The organism is Nonomuraea sp. 10N515B (genome assembly GCF_052245915.1).
Classification (GTDB): domain Bacteria; phylum Actinomycetota; class Actinomycetes; order Streptosporangiales; family Streptosporangiaceae; genus Nonomuraea.
This window is the reverse complement of the sequence record NZ_JBQQBQ010000107.1, coordinates 1-18,664: the sequence shown is the minus strand read 5'-3', so window position 1 is coordinate 18,664 and position 18,664 is coordinate 1. Positions and strand designations below refer to the sequence as shown.

General features: G+C 65.4%; 14 protein-coding genes. 7 read left to right on the top strand and 7 right to left on the bottom strand.

The features are described from left to right. Nucleotides 1-267: 267 nt before the first annotated feature. Nucleotides 268-696: an IS200/IS605 family transposase gene (gene tnpA, locus ACTWQA_RS55995; protein WP_443166953.1), complete on the top strand. Its 429-nt coding sequence runs from the start codon at nucleotides 268-270 to the stop codon at nucleotides 694-696. Nucleotides 697-740: 44 nt separating this feature from the next. Here the strand turns inward: tnpA and ACTWQA_RS55990 are convergent, their stop codons facing one another. Then, nucleotides 741-1,022, bottom strand: coding sequence for a hypothetical protein (locus ACTWQA_RS55990; protein WP_443166952.1), 282 nt, complete (start codon nucleotides 1,020-1,022; stop codon nucleotides 741-743). Between the two features lie 562 nt (nucleotides 1,023-1,584). On the opposite strand from ACTWQA_RS55990, the gene ACTWQA_RS55985 reads away from it, so the two are divergent. Further along, a complete protein-coding gene (locus tag ACTWQA_RS55985; RefSeq protein ID WP_443166951.1) occupies nucleotides 1,585-2,451 on the top strand; it encodes a fumarylacetoacetate hydrolase family protein in 867 nt (288 codons plus the stop codon). 19 nt (nucleotides 2,452-2,470) lie between these two features. Here ACTWQA_RS55985 and ACTWQA_RS55980 read toward each other — a convergent pair whose 3' ends face one another. The 4 genes from ACTWQA_RS55980 to ACTWQA_RS55965 all read right to left on the bottom strand — a co-directional run bounded on the left by ACTWQA_RS55980 (nucleotide 2,471) and on the right by ACTWQA_RS55965 (nucleotide 6,047). Beyond that, a complete protein-coding gene (locus ACTWQA_RS55980; protein WP_443166950.1) occupies nucleotides 2,471-3,343 on the bottom strand; it encodes a hypothetical protein in 873 nt (290 codons plus the stop codon). 110 nt (nucleotides 3,344-3,453) lie between these two features. After that, nucleotides 3,454-4,287, bottom strand: coding sequence for a hypothetical protein (locus ACTWQA_RS55975; RefSeq protein ID WP_443166949.1), 834 nt, complete (start codon nucleotides 4,285-4,287; stop codon nucleotides 3,454-3,456). A 157-nt stretch (nucleotides 4,288-4,444) separates the two neighbouring features. After that, nucleotides 4,445-4,726 carry a hypothetical protein gene (locus ACTWQA_RS55970; protein WP_443166948.1) on the bottom strand — a complete coding sequence of 94 codons (282 nt, stop codon included), beginning with the start codon at nucleotides 4,724-4,726 and terminating at the stop codon, nucleotides 4,445-4,447. A 319-nt stretch (nucleotides 4,727-5,045) separates the two neighbouring features. Then, nucleotides 5,046-6,047: an AraC family transcriptional regulator gene (locus ACTWQA_RS55965; RefSeq protein WP_443166954.1), complete on the bottom strand. Its 1,002-nt coding sequence runs from the start codon at nucleotides 6,045-6,047 to the stop codon at nucleotides 5,046-5,048. 342 nt (nucleotides 6,048-6,389) lie between these two features. On the opposite strand from ACTWQA_RS55965, the gene ACTWQA_RS55960 reads away from it, so the two are divergent. Together ACTWQA_RS55960 and ACTWQA_RS55955 are read left to right on the top strand one after the other, a co-directional pair. Then, nucleotides 6,390-7,424, top strand: coding sequence for a hypothetical protein (locus tag ACTWQA_RS55960; RefSeq protein WP_443166947.1), 1,035 nt, complete (start codon nucleotides 6,390-6,392; stop codon nucleotides 7,422-7,424). Continuing rightward, nucleotides 7,421-7,711: a hypothetical protein gene (locus ACTWQA_RS55955; protein WP_443166946.1), complete on the top strand. Its 291-nt coding sequence runs from the start codon at nucleotides 7,421-7,423 to the stop codon at nucleotides 7,709-7,711. Before ACTWQA_RS55960 ends, ACTWQA_RS55955 begins: the two co-directional genes overlap by 4 nt. A gap of 231 nt (nucleotides 7,712-7,942) precedes the next feature. Here the strand turns inward: ACTWQA_RS55955 and ACTWQA_RS55950 are convergent, their stop codons facing one another. Together ACTWQA_RS55950 and ACTWQA_RS55945 are read right to left on the bottom strand one after the other, a co-directional pair. Next, nucleotides 7,943-8,161, bottom strand: coding sequence for a DUF397 domain-containing protein (locus ACTWQA_RS55950; RefSeq protein ID WP_443166945.1), 219 nt, complete (start codon nucleotides 8,159-8,161; stop codon nucleotides 7,943-7,945). A gap of 11 nt (nucleotides 8,162-8,172) precedes the next feature. After that, nucleotides 8,173-9,066 (bottom strand): helix-turn-helix domain-containing protein, encoded by an 894-nt coding sequence (locus ACTWQA_RS55945; protein WP_443166944.1) that lies wholly within the window; start codon nucleotides 9,064-9,066, stop codon nucleotides 8,173-8,175. Between the two features lie 341 nt (nucleotides 9,067-9,407). On the opposite strand from ACTWQA_RS55945, the gene ACTWQA_RS55940 reads away from it, so the two are divergent. From ACTWQA_RS55940 to ACTWQA_RS55930, 3 genes are all read left to right on the top strand, one after another. Next, a complete protein-coding gene (locus ACTWQA_RS55940) occupies nucleotides 9,408-9,863 on the top strand; it encodes an ATP-binding protein (protein WP_443166943.1) in 456 nt (151 codons plus the stop codon). A 719-nt stretch (nucleotides 9,864-10,582) separates the two neighbouring features. Continuing rightward, nucleotides 10,583-11,257: a hypothetical protein gene (locus ACTWQA_RS55935; protein ID WP_443166942.1), complete on the top strand. Its 675-nt coding sequence runs from the start codon at nucleotides 10,583-10,585 to the stop codon at nucleotides 11,255-11,257. Continuing rightward, nucleotides 11,251-18,036 carry a LamG-like jellyroll fold domain-containing protein gene (locus ACTWQA_RS55930; protein WP_443166941.1) on the top strand — a complete coding sequence of 2,262 codons (6,786 nt, stop codon included), beginning with the start codon at nucleotides 11,251-11,253 and terminating at the stop codon, nucleotides 18,034-18,036. The genes ACTWQA_RS55935 and ACTWQA_RS55930 overlap by 7 nt, the downstream gene beginning before the upstream one ends. The last annotated feature ends 628 nt before the right edge of the window (nucleotides 18,037-18,664 follow it).

Below are 18,664 nucleotides of genomic sequence, written 5' to 3'. Positions count from 1 at the left end.
AGGGCTGCTTATCACCCTCCCGCGCGTCTCCACGGTCGGATTGCCCTCAGCTTCACCGGCCTGCTGCGACAGACCGGCGGCAAGGGTCTCCCACCCTTGCCCGGAGTAGTAGCGCCTCGTGGCGCACATGGAGCAGATTCCACAAGGCACGCGCGGTGTGCGCTTGACCGTCCAAAACGGCCACCTGGGCCGGACTGAGGTCGAGTCGCGCCACGTGCGCACGAGTCCGCTTCACCTTCTCCACACACTGATCATATCGTTTGGTTTATGTCACCGCGCTGGAATCCGAACCCCGATGTGAGAACCGGACGACATGTCGTCTACACCCTCCATGCCCACTTGGTCTTCGTCACAAAGTACCGGCACGGGGTGTTCACCGACGAGATGCTGATCCGCTGCGAGGAACTCATGCGCGAGGTATGCGCCGACTTCGAGGTCGAACTGCGCGAGTTCAACGGCGAGCACGACCACGTCCACCTGCTGGTCCACTACCCGCCCAAGGTCGCCCTGTCCAAACTCGTCAACTCGCTGAAGGGGGTCTCGGCTCGGATGCTTCGCAAGGAATACAGCGCACACGTGCGCAAATACCTCTGGGGCGGACATTTCTGGTCTGGTTCCTACTTCGCCGGGTCGGTCGGCGGGGCGCCGCTCACCGTGCTCAAGCAGTACATCGAGCAGCAGAAACGACCTGTGTGAGTGAAGCTGCCGACAAACCTGAACGGTCAGGGCACACTCGCGCCCTAGCGGGCACTCCCACGTGGGCCTTCACCCCCGGCGTAAACGCCCGAACACTGGCCCACATTCTGGTAGACGATCGCGGCGGCCACCGCGAACAGCCCGGCGGCCAGCGGGGCCGCCCGCCGCCAGGCCATCGACACGGACGCGACGACGATCAGCGTGATGCCCACCCCGTCGAGCGGCCGCTCGTAGGGGCCGGTCCACGACAGGTTGCCGTACGTGCCTGCCATGATCGCCACCAGCACGCCCGCCGCCATGAGCGCGTCGATCCTCCGGCTGTCCATGCCCACAAGCTAGGCCAGACCACGCACCCGCGACGTCATCCCCCTGGCGTACGTTCGCGGGCGCGGAGCAGGCATGTACCACCGCGGGAGTACGCCGGGGTGCCCTCCGCCGGGAGACGCGGCGCGCAAGCCGCCCTGGCCGGCCTGTTCATGACCGGCGACGTCGGCCTGCGGCTGGAAGGACACGGTGGACGTGCGCTCGTACGAGGTCGTGGACGTGTTCGCCCGCCTCCGCGCCTCTCGTCCGGGAGGTCCGGCACCGCCTCCGCCGCCTCGACGTCGTCCGCGCTCCGGCCAAGAGGCGAAGTGCACCAAGGCAGGCGACGTACGCCTCCCACGCCCTGACGCCGTCCGGCCGGGGAGGAGGGAGGAACGCATCGTCCTGGCTCACTGGTCACCACCTTGAGGTTTATGTCGCACTGCGTGCGTCATCAATTACAGCAAGTCGCATCGCGTGTCGTCAGGCGATCCCGATCGAAAGCATGAGGACCCGGCGGGACGCCGCTCCGCCCGGGTACGAAAGACTCTCATTGGACTCAGCTGATGAGAGTGAGGAGCAGGCATGCATATCGTGCGGTTCGTCAGCCCCCTGACCGGCGTGGACGCGGTCGGCGTCGATGACGGGGAGGACGTGATCGAGCTGCCCGGGATCGCGACCGTCGGCGAGTTGCTGAGGCTGTCGTCCGGGGAACTGCGCGAGCGGTGCGCCGCGGAGGACGGGACCCGGCACCCGACGGGCTCGGTCAGCAGGCTGGCGCCGGTGGACGGGCAGATGGAGGTCTGGGCGGCGGGCGTGACCTACCGGCGTTCGCGCGAGGCCCGGGTGCTGGAGAGCGAGCGGGCCGCCGACGTCTACGAGCTGGTCTACGACGCTGAGCGGCCCGAGCTGTTCTTCAAGTCGGTGGCCTGGAAGGTGAGCGGGGAAGGCGAGCGCATCGCGGTGCGCGCCGACTCGGAGATCGACGTGCCGGAGCCCGAGCTGGGCCTGGTGCTCAACGCGGCCGGTGAGATCGTCGGCTACACGGTGGTCGACGACGTCAGCTCGCGCACCATCGAAGGGGTCAACCCGCTCTACCTGCCGCAGGCCAAGATCTACCTGGGCGCGTGCGCGGTGGGCCCGGCGATCCGGCCCGCATGGGAGGTCGAGGATCCGTACGCGCTGGACATCACGCTCACCATCGGCAGGGCGGGGGAGACGGTGTGGGACGGCAAGGCTTCCACGTCGCAACTCAACCGCCGCCTGGACGACCTGGCCGGCTACCTGTTCAGGGCCGACGCCTTCCCGGACGGCGCGGTGCTGGCCACCGGCACGTGCCTGGTCCCCGACCTGCCGTTCACGCTGCAGGACGGGGACACCGTGACCATCGGCATCTCCGAGATCGGCATCCTGACCACCACCGTGGTCAGGGGCCTGGAAGCGATGCGCTGACCCGGCGTCCCGCAAGCTTTCAGAGGCTTCGCTGGGACTCGGGGGTGGCTTGGACCTGATCCCAGTCGATGGCCACCTTCTGGGGGTCCTCCGGGGCGATCTTCGCGGGGAGCCGGGTGTCGGGGAAGATGAGGGCCAGATACTGCGGCGGGACCCGGTGGGCGAGGCGTGCCTCGTACGAGCCGTTCGGGCCGCTCACGCGGAGGACGAGGCCCAGGATGGGGTCGCCGTTGTCGGCCGTCATGCCGTTCGTCGAGAACGTGCCGAGAACCGTGACCATGGCGGTCACGCCCCGAGCGAGGATGTCGGCAGCCGACACGCGTTCCCCAGCCGACGGGGAGTTCCACCTTGGGGCGCGCTCCCAGTCGATGAGGAGGCGGCCGCGGTCCTGCGGGTCGACGTAGACGGCGAGGTGGGCGCCGGGGAAGACGGCGCCCACGAGGAGGCGCGGAATCGGCTGGCGATGGGCGACGCGGTAGGCGTCCCCGCTTTCGGGGCGTACCTCGAGGTCGAACGCGACCATGGGCTCGTCGTTGATCGTCACACCCGTGTCGCGCATCGAGAGAATGACGGCGCCGGCCGGCATGCCGTTGCCCCGGAGGTCATGGTTGCCGCCGGCCATGTCTTTGATCATCCCTAACAGCCCGCCGGATCTGCTCGGCTGCACGTCTCCACCGACGGCCGACATGGCCGAGCGCATCGCGCGACGGGTCAGGCCGAGCACGATCATGAAGCTCGCGGCTATCGACAGCGTCATGCCGACGGGGAAGGCGATGCTCGCCCAGCCGGGTATCGGCCACATCAGCATCCCGGTGACCCCGGCCGCCAGCACGAGGCCGCCGATCACTTCCACGGCCACTCCAATCGGGAGCAGCATTCCCTTACGCGTCATCAGCGTGTTCCTTCTCACCGGTCCTGTTCGTACGGTGATCAGGAAACGGCAGAGCGCTTGCCTGGTGCTTGCAAGTCGTTTGCCCGGCTCTGGGGCGCGTTGCGGCCGCCTCAACTTCTATGAGACGGGACAGGGGGAATCCACTTGCGGCTCACCATGATGGAGCCGTCGTCGGGAATGGTGATCGCGATGACGCAGTCGCCGCGAATCCAGCCCGACCGCACCAGATAGTGCGTCCCGGCGCGATCGACGATCTCGTGCAGGTTCGGGTACCCATACCACTTGCCGGTTTCCTTGGCGCGGATCCCGCAGTCGTCGAGCTGGCCGAGCCGCTTCTGGCTGTAGACCGTGGCGCCTGTTCTCTTCTCGAGATTTGCGGCAAGTTTCCGAGCTCGGGCGTGTCCCTCATTCTCCGCGTACAGGCCGATCGTCCAGATCGCAGACAGGAACGCGATGGCCACGGCCAAGGGCCGTATCCACGCCACGCGCCCCCTGCCGTCCGGGGCGGTGACCAGCAGCACGCCGATCATGACGAGGCCGAGCGTCGCATAGGTACGGACCGGGGTCGGGTCGCCGGGAGCCCCAACGCCGTAGCCGAGTACCAGCGCGCCGAGCCCTGTGCCGGTGCGATGCCGGGCAATACCTTCGCGCATACGGTGAACAGCGCCACTGGCCGCGCCGGAAGCGCGAACCACGGCCTCCTTGGCCCTCGCGATCCGGGAGCTCGCCGAGAGGGAGGTCTCTGAATCGCGTACATGTGGCCTGGCGCGCTGGATCCACACCGCTACGAGCAGGGTCAGGACCAGGATCACTAGCAGATCCTGGCCGGCCACCCCGACTCCCCGGAGGCCGTATTCCATGGGTGTCAGACCGAGATCGAGCGGCGAGAGGCTGAAGTAGGCGAAGAATGCCTCCGAGTAGGACCAGCCCATATAGATGGTCACCGCCGTGATGACAAGCCCGTTGGCCGCGACAATGCCCGCTGCGCTCGGAAAGGAATGGGTGCTCTCGTCTACTGAGCGGTCCTCAACACCTTCACCGTGCGGTCCCCTTCCCACGCGAGGATGCCCACCTTCCCTATTGACCAACGATCAGCAGATCTCACTCGGTCTCTCTCGGCGGGTCGCCGGCCCCTCCGCACGGCGACGCCGGATCATTGATGTCACAGGTGTCGTGCTGGTCGTTTTCACCGTTGAGGTCCCTGGCCCTTATTCCGCTGGCGTCTTCGCCCTGTTCGCCTGAGGGATCTGGCATATCAGGGTTGTTTGGCTGATAGTGCGAGGTGTCGCTGGATCCCGAATCTGGATCGTCGGAAGAGTCGCATCCGGCCGTGGCAAAGAAGATCACCGCGACCGCGCTTGCGGCCGCCACAACGTGTCTCATTGCTCACGCTGCCCTTCGGGGCGCAAAGCGCCTGCTAGTTGGCCCGTCACGCAATCTTGGCGGGGATAAATGATCGGATCAGCATCATCTTGGATGCATCCATGTCCTTACGCGATCATTTCCATCCGAACGGCCGGATCCGGATCGTTCCTTACGAAGATAAGGTCGGCACCCTGCGGCCCGCGATCCGATTTGCGCGGCGAATAGCCGGTTTGCGCAGGCAGTAGAACGGAACGATGCGGCTTACGGGAAACGGACACCCGACGTGAACCTCCGCGTGGCCGTACGGCAGCGCGGTGACGTCCCAGTGCGCTCTCTCCTACCTGACCGATCGCAGAGTTTCGGAAGGGTGGGCTCCGTATTTATGGCGGTAGGCGGTGGCGAATCGCCCCAAATGGAGGAATCCCCACCGGTGTGCTACGTCGGTGACGCTGGTATAGGACGGCTCGGAAGCGACAAGTTCCGCGTGTACCCGCTCCAGGCGCACGCTCCGCAGGTATGCCATCGGCGACATGTCAACGTGAGTTTGGAATGCTGCTTGGAGGGTGCGGATGCTGACACCCGCGATGTCGGCGAGCGCTGCCGCAGTGAACGGAGTCGCCGGTGATGCCCGCATCGCTTCGATGACTCGCTTGACCGTCGGAGGTCGGGAGGGCGGCCCGGGGCTGAGGAGTTCCTCCCGGTAGTTGTGATCTGCTGCTGCCAGCAGGTGGGAGAGCATGCCGTGCCATAGGGGCGCGCCGATGATCTCCTGCCTCGTCAGGGGGTCCTCGATCCCGATCTGCCCGGCGAGCATGCACACCAGCTCCCGCAGAATTCGCCCGTAGCCATGGGTCAGGTCCATCGAGGGGGCGAGGTTGATCGGTGAGCGAACGGGCCTTTGCAGGAGCCGCTCCAGTTCCGCCTCCAGCGCCTCGCGCCTGATCTTGACGCACAGAATGCGGCTACCGGCGCTCCATCGACTCAGCTGCACATCCCCGGTCGGCGTATACAACACAGCGCGCTGCGGGGTTGCCGTGACCTCATTCCCTAAATTCTTGGAGCTCAGGTAGCCCGACAGCGGAATGTTGAAGTGATAAAACTTGCGAAGCTCGGCGAAGTCCATCTTGATGTCGGCGTTGAACTGGCAGTCTCCCACCAGGATCGGCCCGAGCTGTATGGCGTCGATCGACATCATGAATTGTTCGGCGCCGCGAAGGACACTCATGCGAAGCGGATAGTACGTTTGGGCGCCCTGCTCGCTGGCCTCGTCAGGGTCAAGTGTGCGGGTGCTGAATCTCCAAGGCAGTGATGGAACTGCCGTGGCAGCTGAATTCGCCATACTGCCGCCATGACGCTCGGCCACTATTCAATTCCGAAACGCTAGCATATGGTCGGCGGTCACCGTCAAGCTCTCCCTGCGGCCGGCGGCTCAGGTGCCGCTCGTGCCCTCGATGAACGGCAGGCGGCAGTCGAGCGCGTTCCGCGCCGTCGATCAAGGGCCCGTTTGTGGTGACGGCTGTGGTGATCAATCTGCCTCATGATCAATGAGACGGGCCGCCGGGGATACGGGGCTCTCGCCTCCCGCGTGATTCCGGTTGCTTATGGGAATGCCAAACGCGTCAACCCCAACCGCCCGGTGTGCTTGACTTCCGCCCGGTAACCACACCCTCTGGGAGGGTTCATGGGGGAGTTCGTGGGGATCGACCCCCGAGGCGCATATGAGCTGATCCGCCGCATGGAGGCGGGAAAACAGGCCCTGACCGGGACCCGGCCGGGGCTCGACGCCGCCATCGCCGAGGCGGGCGAGGACTGGGCCGGCCGCCAGGGCACGGCGGCCATGCACCGCACCTGGGCCTTCTACGACGAGTCGCAGCAGGACCTGAAATGGCGCATCGACACCATCGAGCAGCTGGTATCGGTACGTGAGAAGGGCATACTCACCGGGACCTTCCCGTTCGACAGCGAAGCCGAGGCGGTGTCGGCCGCCGTGAACGACGCGAACGAGGTCACCGAGACCTTTCAGAACCACGACCGATACCTGCCCGGCGACAACTGGCTCAGGAAGGCCGCCGGGCCACTCAAGGGCAAGGTCGTCGACCCGGCCTACGCGGCCGCGCTGCTGGCCGGGCTCGGCGGCCCCGAGGCGTTCGTGAAACTCTTCCGCGAGTGGATCGACACCCAGGCCGCCGGGCAACACCGAGGGCTCCAGCCCGAAGCGCTCGAACGAGCGGCCGCCTCCACCCCTGGGCCGCTGGCCGCCGCCTTCGCCAGCGCCGAGCGCACCGGGCGGCTCGGCGGCGAATGGTACGACATGGTGGCGACCGCCCCGGCGGACGTCCTGACGACACTGGTGGCGCTGGCCGGCCAATCCGGCACGTTCCTCAACCGAGTGGCCATCGACCTCCTGAACCGCTCGCCGGACGCCGAATCCGTGGACCCGGACTGGAACCTCCACAACCTCGCGCAGGCGTACACGGCCAACCCGGACGCGTTCCAACAGCTGCTGGCCGAGCACCCGAAGGAGTCCGGCGTCCTGCTGGCCGCCGACACCGGCAACCCCGCGTACGAGCCGACCCTGGCGGACGCGCTGCACAACGCGCTGAAGCCGGGCGCCGGGGCGGACGGGTTGCGCGAGCGGGCCTGGTTCACCGTCATCCGCAGCAACACCGAGCTGCCCGGGATCGAGGCGCTGAAGACAGGGAGCGGCAGCCCGTGACCACCAGACAACAACTCCTCAGGGAAGCCGCCGCAAAGGAGGCGCTCGCCTCCGCCTTCACCAGATACGCCAGAGGCCTGGCCGACGCCTTCGACGGCATCCCTTCGCGGCAAGGGGAGTTCGCCCCCTTCTGGAAGGGCCCGTCGGTGGAGCGGTATCTTGCGCATGCCGTCCGGCTCCGCCGCGAAATGGGCGAGCTGGAGGATTCGTGCCTCGCCACCGCCGACAACCTTCGCCGCCGGGCCAAGCAACTCCGCCAGGATGCCGCCCACATGACGAGTCAGTGAGCGCGCACGCCGGAAGACAGCCACTGGACGAGACCGATCGGCCTCCAGCAACAGCGAGCTCTCGCCATGGACGAATGAGAACTGACCGGCCGGACAGGTCGCCGCACGTGTTCTCGGCATCCTGGTGGTACGAGATCTGCAGCCGCCTCGTCCCGGTCGCCAGCCCGCCGAACGTCGGTCTGTCGAAGGTCCTTCGGGTAATCCCACTCAGTCAAACGGCCAGACGTCGGCCTAATGATCGTGTGTAGTGGGCAGGTTGAACTCACCATGACGCACCCCGGCCAGGAATGCCTCCCATTCGTCGGGTCTGAAGGCGAGCGTCGCAGCCGCGCGGTTCTTGGTGTCACGGACCATGATCACGCTCGGGGTGATCTTGACCTCGACACAGCTGGCACCGTTCCCGCTAAAGCTGCTGGTGCGCCACGTGGCGTCTGAAGAGTCGGGCTGCATGGCAACTCCCCTCAGTGGTGATCTTCGCAGAGGGACCTGAGTAGCGCTGCCGTGTCCGCAGGGCTCAGCGCTACAGCGCGAAGATGTTCAAAAGCCATGCTATGCCTGATCAACTCGGCTTCTTGTTCGAGGAAGAGATCGCCGCCCATGCTGTCGATGTAGACGATGTCAGGATCGATTGGGTCGAAGCGCAGGATGATGAAGCTTCCGGGCATGCCAGGATGAGCGCCGGCGGAGAACGGGACGACCTGAATCGTGATCCGCGGGTTCCGGGCTTGGTCGGCGAGATGGCACAACTGAGCCTGCATTACCGAAGGGCCACCCACAAGACGGTGCAGGGCGGCTTCGTCGATGACGGCCCAGAGCCTTGGGCCATCCTCCTTCGTGAGCAGGTGTTGACGCTGCATCCTGGCGTCGACACGGAGTTGCACGTCATCGTCGGTTGCGGTCTGGAGAACGCCTGAGATGACGGCGCGAGCGTAGTCAGAAGTCTGGAGAAGGCCCGGGATGAAAATGGTTTCGAAGTTGAGGATCTCCCTGGCCTCGGCCTCGAAGTTGATGTAGATCGTGTACTGCTCGGGCAAGTCCGAGTCGGGGACGTTCAGCAAGCCGCGCTTCCCGGCGTCCTTCTGGAGCGCTGTCAGCTCATCGCGGTCGGGGCGGGGCACGCCGTAGGCATCGAGAAGGGCGTTCAGCGTCCTGAGCTGTGGTTTGGTCTTGCCCGTCTCGATTCGATAGAGGGTGGCGACGTTCACGTCGGTCCGCTCGGCGACGTCTTCCTGTGAGAGTCCGGCAGCGCGACGGAGACGAAGGAGCTCAGCCGCCAACCTGCGCATTCGCACGGTAGGCGGCTGTCGTCTCGTCGGCACGAAGGCATCATCGCGCATCCCGAGCACATCTTGCATCTCAGCATGCTTCAGATTTTTGCAAGGTATGCATACTACTACCTTGCATCTTCATAGTAGCTGAGTGCACACTGTGCGTAGTCCCAGGCCTTCTGGCCAAACGGATCGATGAGCCGGAACCGGAGAGCTTCCGCGCGAAGGCGAAGCTTCAGAGAGGAGCGTCCTGAGGTGTGGCGAATGGCTCGGGGGTATCTGAAGATCCGCATGCCATCGAGATCGATGTGTGTCGCAACAAAACTCCACAAGGGCACGTCGCCCTGCACGTTGGGTCAGTGGGCTCGGCGCTGCCTGGATCGCCCTGCACCGGAAGCCGTGGAGGAAATGCTGCGGAGGGGGCTGTCGTGAGCGGGCGCTTCCTTGCGGAGCTGGTATTCCCGGGCGTACCGAGTTCGGTGCCGGCAGTTCGTCATTGCGTCAAGGATGTTCTGGTGGCCGCGGGGCATCGAGATGCCAGCGGTGCGCAACTCTTGGTCAGCGAACTGGTCGCCAACGCGATCTCGCATTCCGCCTCGGGGCTGTCCGGTGGGCTGGTCACCGTGGACATCTGGGCGATCGACGACCACGTGGCCCGCATCGACGTGATCGACAACGGAGGCCCGATCATTTCCCGGATGCACGAGCCCGACGAGACCGACTGTTCGGGACGCGGTCTGTGGATCGTCGACGAGACCGCGCTGTGCTGGGGCATCGGTGACGATGCCATGGGCGGCCGGATGATCTGGGCGGAGGTGCTCACCTCGGACGACGAGCCGGCTGGCGTGCCGGTTTTGTCGGACTGCGCGGTAGGGGCGCGATGACGCCGCCAGAGCGAGCGGGAGGGGACGGATGGATCAGCCGGGGCGACAGGCAGCCAGGCTGCTTCAGCCCTCATGTGCGCCCCCTAACGTCTCACTACGAGAAGCTCAAGTGGACCGTTCCGGACCGAGGCATGCCCGAGGGTCGCGTCCTGGCATGGACCTGCGATTGCGAAGGGATCTTCTACGAACTGCGTCAGGTGTGTGGCCTGCAGTTCATACGCCGGACCCAAATCCAGCAAGACAGTCAAGTGATTGAGGACAGCAACCTATGGCACGCCGGAGTCGCCGCAGCGCAGTGGAATGCCTTGCTGATGGGCCATCTCCGATGAGGTAGGTCTCTGCAGCGTACGAGTGTTCGCGAGTTGTCTCCTGTGGCTTGGTGACCCTGCCCCCTCCGCTCGCGGTCGTTCGAGACGTCTAGGGCGGCAGCCTGCCACAAGGCAGATCCGCTGATGGTCACGTCGGCACCGAGCTGGTGTACCAAGGATCTTCGGGTGCCCCCTCTTCGTCTGAAACGGAGTGTGACTTACCAGATCGGATGAGTTTGTTTTCTAATTTGTGACCATCGCGCGTCTTGCCGGATGGGTCGGATTTTCTTACGTTGATCGTCGGATGTTGATCGGCTCCGAGCCGCGCGGGGGACACCTGTCACCTGCGGCGGAGAGCGACGTTGGTGCCCCTGCTGGTGTCTTTCGTTGTGGTTCGGAGTGTGATGGCGCATGCGCCGGTTTTTGTCATGGCGTCGTTCGGTTGGAACGCTGCTCGCGGTCGTGGGTATGGCGCCTGGCCTGTTGGTGGTGCAGGGGCAACCGGTGCTGGCGGAGGCCGCCGCGGTGGTGGAGCGGGATGCTGCCGCCTTACCGGTGATTCCGCAGCAGATGGCGGGTTCGGCCGCGGGATTGTCGTCGTTGCTGCCCGCCACGCAGCTCTCTGCTGTGGCTGATGCGTCGGACGGGTGGCGCTCTGAGGTGCAACGGCCCAAAGGCGCGGTGCCGAGGGAGGACCGGACGCCGGACGCGGCGGAGGCCGAGGCGGCGGAGTCGAAGCGGTTGCCGGCCGGGGTGCTGCGGGCCGAGGCGGCCGATGCGGCATTGCTGGCCGTGCCGAGCCTGGTGGATGTGTATCCCAAGCATGGGTACCTGGTCGATTCGCTGACGCCGTCGCTGCGCGCGTGGGGCAAGAGCAACAACGGCAACTACGCCATGTCGTACTCGTTCAACATCTGCGACGTCGAGACGATGTCCGGCACCGGTTGTACGACGTCGGGTTATGTGGCGGGTAACAAGAACACCTGGAGCGTTCCGGCCGGGAAGCTGGCCTGGGCAAGCAGTACTGGTGGACGGTCACCGCCCGCGACTCCTACGACTCCTCCACCACCACCTCCCCGGTGCTGACCTTCACCACCGGGGTGCGCCAGCCCGCAGTCACGTCAAACCTGGCCAACTCCGGCGTGGTCGGGCAGGAGTTCAACCAGCAGAACGGCAACTACACCAGCACCTTCACCGACCTGGAAGTCGCCACCGTAGGGCCGCCGCTGTCGGTGGTCCGCACGTACAACAGCGTGGACCCGCGCACCGATGGGATGTTCGGGCCTGGCTGGTCGACGCGCTGGGACATGAAGGTCGTCAAGGAGGTGCGGGGTGCGTCGGCGTCGGCGCTGGTGACGTATCCGGATGGGCGGCAGGTGCGGTTCAAGGCCAACGGGGACGGCACCTTTCAGCCGCCGCCCGGCATGTATGCCACCCTCGCCGAGGAGAGCGGCGGCTGGCGGTTGATGGACAAGGCTTCCACTAGCTACCGCTTCGACAGCGCCGGCCGGCTGACATCGATCATCGACCAGCGCGGCCGCAGCCAGGAGTTGACCTACGACACCGGCGGGAAGCTGACCAAGGTCACCGGTGTCGGCGGCCGGTCGATGACGTTCACCTGGCAAGGCGATCGGGTGGCGTCGATCTCCAGTGACCCGATCGACGGGACCGCGCTGACGTGGACCTACGGCTACGACAGCGGCCGGTTGATACAGGTGTGCGCCCCGGTGGCGGCCCCGAACTGCACCGCTTATGAGTACGGCAACGGGTCGCTGTATCGCAGCAGCGTGCTCAACTCCGACCCGTTCGGCTACTGGCGGCTCGGCGAGGCGGCCGGCGCTACCAGCGGTGAGGATCTGGGCACTGGCGCCGGCGACCTGACCTACCAGGGCATCACGCTGGGTCAGCCGGGCGCCCTCGCGGGCACCACCGACACCGCAGCCACCTTCGCCGCCGGGTCGGTGGTCAAGCTGCCCTCCAATACCGTCCCGCACCTGGGCGATCAGTTATCGGTGGAGGCGTGGTTCAAGACCACTCAATCCGGTGTCATCATGGCGGCCGGCACCACCCAGAACGGCAGCGGCCTGGCCCAAGGCGCGATGCTGTATGTGGGCACCGACGGCAAGCTGCGCGGCTCCCTGGATGCGGTGACCACCCCGATCACCTCCGCGAACGCGGTGAACGACGGGCAGTGGCATCACGCAGCGCTGACCGTGGCCGGGCAGAACCAGACGCTGTACCTGGACGGCCAGCAGGCCGGCACCATGACCGGCACGGTCACCAGCTGGCGCACCTACGCCACCCTGGGCAACGGCGTCACCGACCCGGCCAAGTCCCCAGCCGTCCCGTCCGCGGTGCAGGCGTTCCCGTTCCAGGGCCAGCTGGATGAGGTCGCGCTGTACGGCAAGCCGCTGACTGCAGCCGAGGTGGCCGGCCACTACGCCGCTCGTACCGGTGCCCCGCACAAGCTGTCGAAGGTCACGCTGCCGTCCGGACGGGTGTGGGCGGTCAACACCTACGACGCCAAGACCGACCGGATCGCCACCCACACCGACCGCGACGGCGGCACCTGGAAGATCGGCGACATCGGTATCGAGCAGCAGTCCGGCGAGGCCCAGGTGACGGTCACTGACCCGGACAACAACACCCTCGTCTACCTCTACGATGCCTGGCGCGGCTACCGCATCCGCGGCGAGACCGACCAGCTCGGCCACACCACCTGGCACGAGTACGACCAGGCTGGCTTTCTGACGAAGGTAATCGATCGCAATGACATCGCCAATGAGATCTATCAGGACAAGCGCGGCAACACGCTAGGCAGGCAGTACTGCCGGGCGCCGGGTGAGTGCGCGATCGAGTTCTGGTCCTACTACCTGAACGCCAACGATCCGTTCGACCCGCGCAACGACCAGGTGACCGCGTACCGCGACGGCCGATCGGCGAGCGACACCGACAACACCTTCGCCACCACGACCGAGTACAACATTTACGGCGAGCCGACCAAGCAGACCGCCCCGGCCACCGCGGACTTCCCGCAAGGCCGCTCGGTGAACATCGTTCCCACCGATGGCAGCGAGCCTGCGGTGGGCGGCGGCACCACACCCGCCGGGCTAGTGAAGACCAAGATCGACGCCCGCGGCAGCGAGTGGAGCTACCGCTACACCGCAACGGGCGACCTGGCCGAGCAGACCGACCCCGAAGGGCTGGTCACCAAGCTGGACTACGACCCGATCGGCCGCCTGATCGCCAGCACACGCATATCCGAGGCTTTCCCTAACGGAGCCAAGATCACCTTCGCCTATGACGGGCGTGGGCGCCTACTGACCAGCGCCGCCCCCGGTGTGAAGAACGAGATCAGCAACGTCATGCACACCGCCCAAACCCGCATCACTTACGATCCGGACGGCGGCCCGCTCACCCAGACGATCGTCGACCTGACTGGGGGCGAACCGGAGCGCACCACCACCTACACCTACGATGACCACGGTCGGCAGAATTCCGTCACCAATCCCGAGGGCGGCGTGGCCCGGCAGGAATGGAACCACCGTGGCTGGGCGATCCGCACTACCGACACGCGCGGCGCGGTCATCGAGCAGGGCTACAGCAAGCGCGGCGAGCTGATCTCCAGCACGCTCAAGGGCTGGACCGGTAGCCCGGTCAACCCGCAGCCGGCCAAGGACGTGGTGCTGGAGACGCGTGGCTATGACCCGGCCGGACGCTTGGTATCCACTATGGATGTGATGGGCCGCAAGACCACCAACGACTACTGGATGGACAACCGGCTCAAGCGGCAGCTCGCCGACGATGCCAAGCTGAATGGCTCCACCACACCGCGGGACGTGGTGGTGAGGGCGGAGGAGTACGACCCGGCCGGCAACCTGGTCGTGCAGAGCACCGGCGGCGGTATCACCACCCTCTTCGAGTACGACGAGGCCAGCCGGCTCGGCGTGCAGGTCCTGGATCCGGACGGGCTGGAGCGCGTTACCGCTTTCGGCTACGACGCCAACGGTAACGTCACCAAGTCCACGTTGACGGCAGCCGGGACGAGCCGTGCCGAGACCACCAGCTACGCCTACAACAAGCTCAACCAACCCACCAAGCAGACCATCGAGAACGGCGACCAGGACCTGGTCTACACCACCGGCTACGACGATCGGGGTCTGGTCGTGGCCACCACTGACCCGCGCGGCAACGCCGCCGGGGCGAACGCCGCCGACTACACCACCACGCTGCGCTACGACATCCTTGACCGGCTGGTGGAAACCGTCGCCCCGCAGGTGCAGGTGGACAAGAACGGCACCACCGGCCAGGCGCGCCCGGCCGACAAAGTCGGCTATGACACCGTGGGCAACCAGACCCACCAGACCGACGCCGAAGGCCGCACCGTCGTCTCCACCTTCGACAAGGCAGGCAGGCTGACCAGCAGCACCGCGCCGCAGTACACGCCGCCCGGCGGCAGCGCGATCACCCCAGCCGTGCATCACGCCTACGACGCGGCCGGGCTGCGCACCAGCACCACCGACCCGCGTGGCAACGTCACCCGGTTCGAGTACGACCAGCTAGGCCGCCAGGTCCGCGTTACCGACCCCGCCCCCGACGGCCAGACCGCGGGCACCTGGGTGACCGAGTACGACCTCGCCAGCGAGAGGTTGGCCAGCGTTGACCCGACCGGTGCCCGCAGCCAGGCCACGTATGACGACCTTGGCCGGCAGATCACCGCCACGCAGGTCGAGCGCAAGCCGTCCAGCGCGGCCTACACCACCACGATGGAGTACGACGACGCCGGTCGGCTGGTCAAGCAGACCGCGCCGGGCAGCAAGGTCACCAGTTTCGAGCTCAACGCGGCGGGTGAGGTCACCTCTACCACCGACCCGGTGACCAACAAGACCACCATGGCCTACGACCTGGCCGGCCGCCTGGTCAAGGCGACCGATCCGAACGGCAACGCCACCGTCGCCGAGTACGATTTGGCTGGCCGCAAGACCGCCGTCAAGGACCTGAGCGCCACCGGTACGGTACTGCGCACCTTCGGTTACGGCCATGACGCGGCGGGCAACCCGACCAGAGCCACCTCCCCCGAAGGCCACGTCACCAAGCAGACCTTCGACGCACTTAGTCGGCAGACCTCGCTCATCGAGCCGGTCTCCACGAGCGAGTCGATCACTACGAGTTTTGGCTACGACGCCACCGGCGCCCGCACCCGGCTCACCGACGGCCGCGGGAACACCACCTGGACCGGCTACAACAGCCTCGGCTTAGCCGAGACGGTGACCGAACCGGCCACCACCGCGCACCCGGGCCTGGCTGACCGCACCTGGACCCGCCTCTACGACGCGGCCGGCAACCAGGTGGCCACCGTCCAGCCCGGTGGCGTGCGCATCGACCGCACCTTCGACCACCTGAACCGGCTCACCAAGGAGACCGGCGCCGGTGGCGGCGCCGCCACTGCAGAGCGCACCTTCGGCTACGACCTGGCCGGCCGCGCCAGCACGGCAGGCGAGCTGACCGTGGATTACAACGACCGTGGCCTGCCGCTGAAGGTCTCCCGCGGCACCACGCAGGAGACCGCGTACGCCTACGATGCGCTCGGCAATCCCACTCAGCGCATCGACGCCGCCGGCACCGCTGCCTTCACCTGGGACAACGCCAACCGCCTGGCTACCGCCACCGACCCGGTCACCGGCCGCACTCTCACCTACGGCTACGATCCGGCCAGCCGCCTGAAGACCATCACCGCCACCAGCGGCACGGCCGGCACCCAAAGCTTCGACTACGACGCCATGGACCGGCTCACCGGTCACACGCTGAAGAACGGCTCCGGCACCCAGCTCGCCAAGATCACCTACGGGTGGGACAAGGACGACAACCTCACCACCAAGACCACCGCGGGCACCGCCGGGGCGGGCGCCAACACCTACGCCTACGACCACGCCGGAAGGCTCACCTCCTGGACCGCCCCCAGCGGCGCCACCACCGCCTACGAATGGGACGCCGCCGGCAACCGCACCAAGGCCGGCAACGCCACCTTCACCTACGACGAGCGCAACCGCCTCACCTCCGGTGACGGCACCGACAACACCTACACACCGCGCGGCACCCTGACCACCAGCACCAAGGCGGGCGCCACCACCAGCTACACCTTCGACGCCTTCGACCGCCTGATCGCCGACGGCGACAGCCTGTACAGCTACGACGCTCTCGACCGGGTAACCTCCCGCATCCGCGGGACGGCCAAGCAGACCTTCGCCTACTCAGGACTCGGCAACGACCTGGCCGCCCTCCGCGACAGCGGTGGCGCCGTGCAAGGCGCCTACGCCCGCGACCCCGCAGGCGCCCTTCTCGGTTTGAAGGAAGGCGCCGACGTGGCGGTAGCGGCGCTGAGTAACCTGCACGGAGACCTGGTAGCCACCTACACCACCACCCTGCAGACCTCCACCGCCTACGACCCCTTCGGCACCATCCTCGCCCAGACCGGCGCCAAGACCCAGCTCGGCTACCAGGGCGAATACACCGACCCGGACACCGGCAAGGTCAACATGCACGCCCGCTGGTACCAGTCCGGCACCGGCACCTTCACCAGTCGCGACACCGCCACCCTCAACCCCAGACCGTCGGTCCAGGCCAACCGCTACACCTACGCCAACGCCACGCCCCTCACCGGCACCGACCCCACCGGACACAGCACGATCATCAACGCGTACAGCCCGAACAGCAGCGGACAGTACACCCTCAACGGCTCGGACGGCAGTCAACTCGGCCCCAGGCCAGGACAACTGGTCATCGGAACGCCCGAGGCCGCCAGCCTCATCGGCGCGCCAGAGGACTACTACTCTAATAATCCGTACGCGAGCACGTCCGGATACGTTTGCGGCGGTGGCATCTGCGCCGAAACTTTCGTTCACCAGCAATGGTGGAGCGAGTTCGTCACGTCACCTGGCTATGACTACCTTTACGGCCCTGGGTTTTCCGAGGAGGAGATCGAGAGGCTTGGCAAGAAGATCATGCCGAACGGACGTCCGGTGCCGAAACGAGTAGATAGCGAGGTCATCGACTTCTGGGCAGCTAGCAGCGAAGCCCAGAATGACTTCATGAGCAAATACGTTCCCACGGTTAGCGATCAAGCGCTCGCGATTACTTGGGCTGTTGTTGCTGCTTACCACAACCAGTATCCGACGCACCCGGACGGCTGCCATATCACCTGCGCGGAAGGTCCGCCGCTCAAGGATAATAGTAAGACGGCAATGCATCGCGCCGCAGACGAGTTTGCGCGACTTTGGGCAAAAGTAGAGGGGCCTGAATGGAATGCTGCAAAGGCTTCCGCGTATGGTGGGCTCCTGCTAGTTGATAAAAATAAGGCTCGCGAGTATGTCACTAACTTCAAGAAGAAATGGGTTACGGCGTATAGGGACGTTATAAACGCTGCAGCCGTTTACTGGCGTATACCTAATTGGGTTGTGGGTGGAATCGCTTTCAATGAAGTGGGTGGAGACCCACCCTTCATCGATGATGGCAGCTGGATCTACAATTGGACAGTCGGTAACAGGGAAGAAGCTATGTCCACTTCTTTCGGTCCTCTTCAGATACAGTTCAAGCTCGCCATGAGCCTGCTGGGCTATAAGTCGGTGAACGAGGCTATGGCTGGGACTATAATCGATCTCCTGAAGAATCCCGCCTCGAATCTTTTCCTTGCGGCCAAGCATCTGGCTGATCTTAACGGCAACAGGGCCTGGACCGACACGGAGGCGCGTCGAGTTGCTGCGGCATATAATGGCTCGGGCCCTAAGGCGCAGAAATATGCAGACGACTTCTGGGCGGCGCAACCTTTCGTGAGAGGCGTTCTCGGTAAGGTAAGTTACCAGCTGTAAAGGAAGTTTATGGCTAAGTTCGTTGATGGCCATCGATCGACCGGTTCCCCAAGGGTAATGCTGTGGAGAGTGCTCTGGGTTCTGCTGATTGTCGTGACCCTTCTGCTTGTTGCAATAAGTCAGCTTATTCCAGTCTATGACTACTCGTGGGTCGATATGACTCCTATTCGCGTCGACAAGGACGCGCTGACCGTTGTGCGACTAATTCTTCAAGTCGCCTATGTCCCCGCAATTGTCTCTTGTGCGCTGCCGACGTACTCGCGTGTCATGCGAGTCTCTTCCGTGGTATTCGGTACAGGTATTTCATTGCTGCTATTGAAGCTTCCGGGATAGCGCCTCTACGTGGTGATTCGGTACGCCGTCGATGCGACAGTCCAGCACAACATTGAGACGGACTTCAGGCATGGCGTGGTAACTACGATGGATCCCGGGGCCCGGCAGAGAATCTGGCCGGGATGCAGGAAGAGGTGTGGATGCGGGAGTTCCTGGTACTACATTCATAGATCTTGGAGTTCGGCTGCGTAACTCGATGTAGTTGACTCATCGTCATCGTGTGACCTGTTCTCTCACCTACGATCTGGTCGTGTCCTGGGATGCGGAGCTGAGCGCGTTAACCGAGCGGATCGCG

What these genes read in the sequence shown, in the direction of transcription:
- tnpA (WP_443166953.1), top strand. Translation starts at nt 268, where the DNA reads ATGTCACCGCGCTGGAATCCGAACCCCGATGTGAGAACCGGACGACAT.
- ACTWQA_RS55990 (WP_443166952.1), bottom strand. Translation starts at nt 1,022, where the DNA reads ATGGACAGCCGGAGGATCGACGCGCTCATGGCGGCGGGCGTGCTGGTG.
- ACTWQA_RS55985 (WP_443166951.1), top strand. Translation starts at nt 1,585, where the DNA reads ATGCATATCGTGCGGTTCGTCAGCCCCCTGACCGGCGTGGACGCGGTC.
- ACTWQA_RS55980 (WP_443166950.1), bottom strand. Translation starts at nt 3,343, where the DNA reads ATGACGCGTAAGGGAATGCTGCTCCCGATTGGAGTGGCCGTGGAAGTG.
- ACTWQA_RS55970 (WP_443166948.1), bottom strand. Translation starts at nt 4,726, where the DNA reads ATGAGACACGTTGTGGCGGCCGCAAGCGCGGTCGCGGTGATCTTCTTT.
- ACTWQA_RS55965 (WP_443166954.1), bottom strand. Translation starts at nt 6,047, where the DNA reads ATGGCGAATTCAGCTGCCACGGCAGTTCCATCACTGCCTTGGAGATTC.
- ACTWQA_RS55960 (WP_443166947.1), top strand. Translation starts at nt 6,390, where the DNA reads ATGGGGGAGTTCGTGGGGATCGACCCCCGAGGCGCATATGAGCTGATC.
- ACTWQA_RS55950 (WP_443166945.1), bottom strand. Translation starts at nt 8,161, where the DNA reads ATGCAGCCCGACTCTTCAGACGCCACGTGGCGCACCAGCAGCTTTAGC.
- ACTWQA_RS55945 (WP_443166944.1), bottom strand. Translation starts at nt 9,066, where the DNA reads ATGCAAGATGTGCTCGGGATGCGCGATGATGCCTTCGTGCCGACGAGA.
- ACTWQA_RS55935 (WP_443166942.1), top strand. Translation starts at nt 10,583, where the DNA reads ATGCGCCGGTTTTTGTCATGGCGTCGTTCGGTTGGAACGCTGCTCGCG.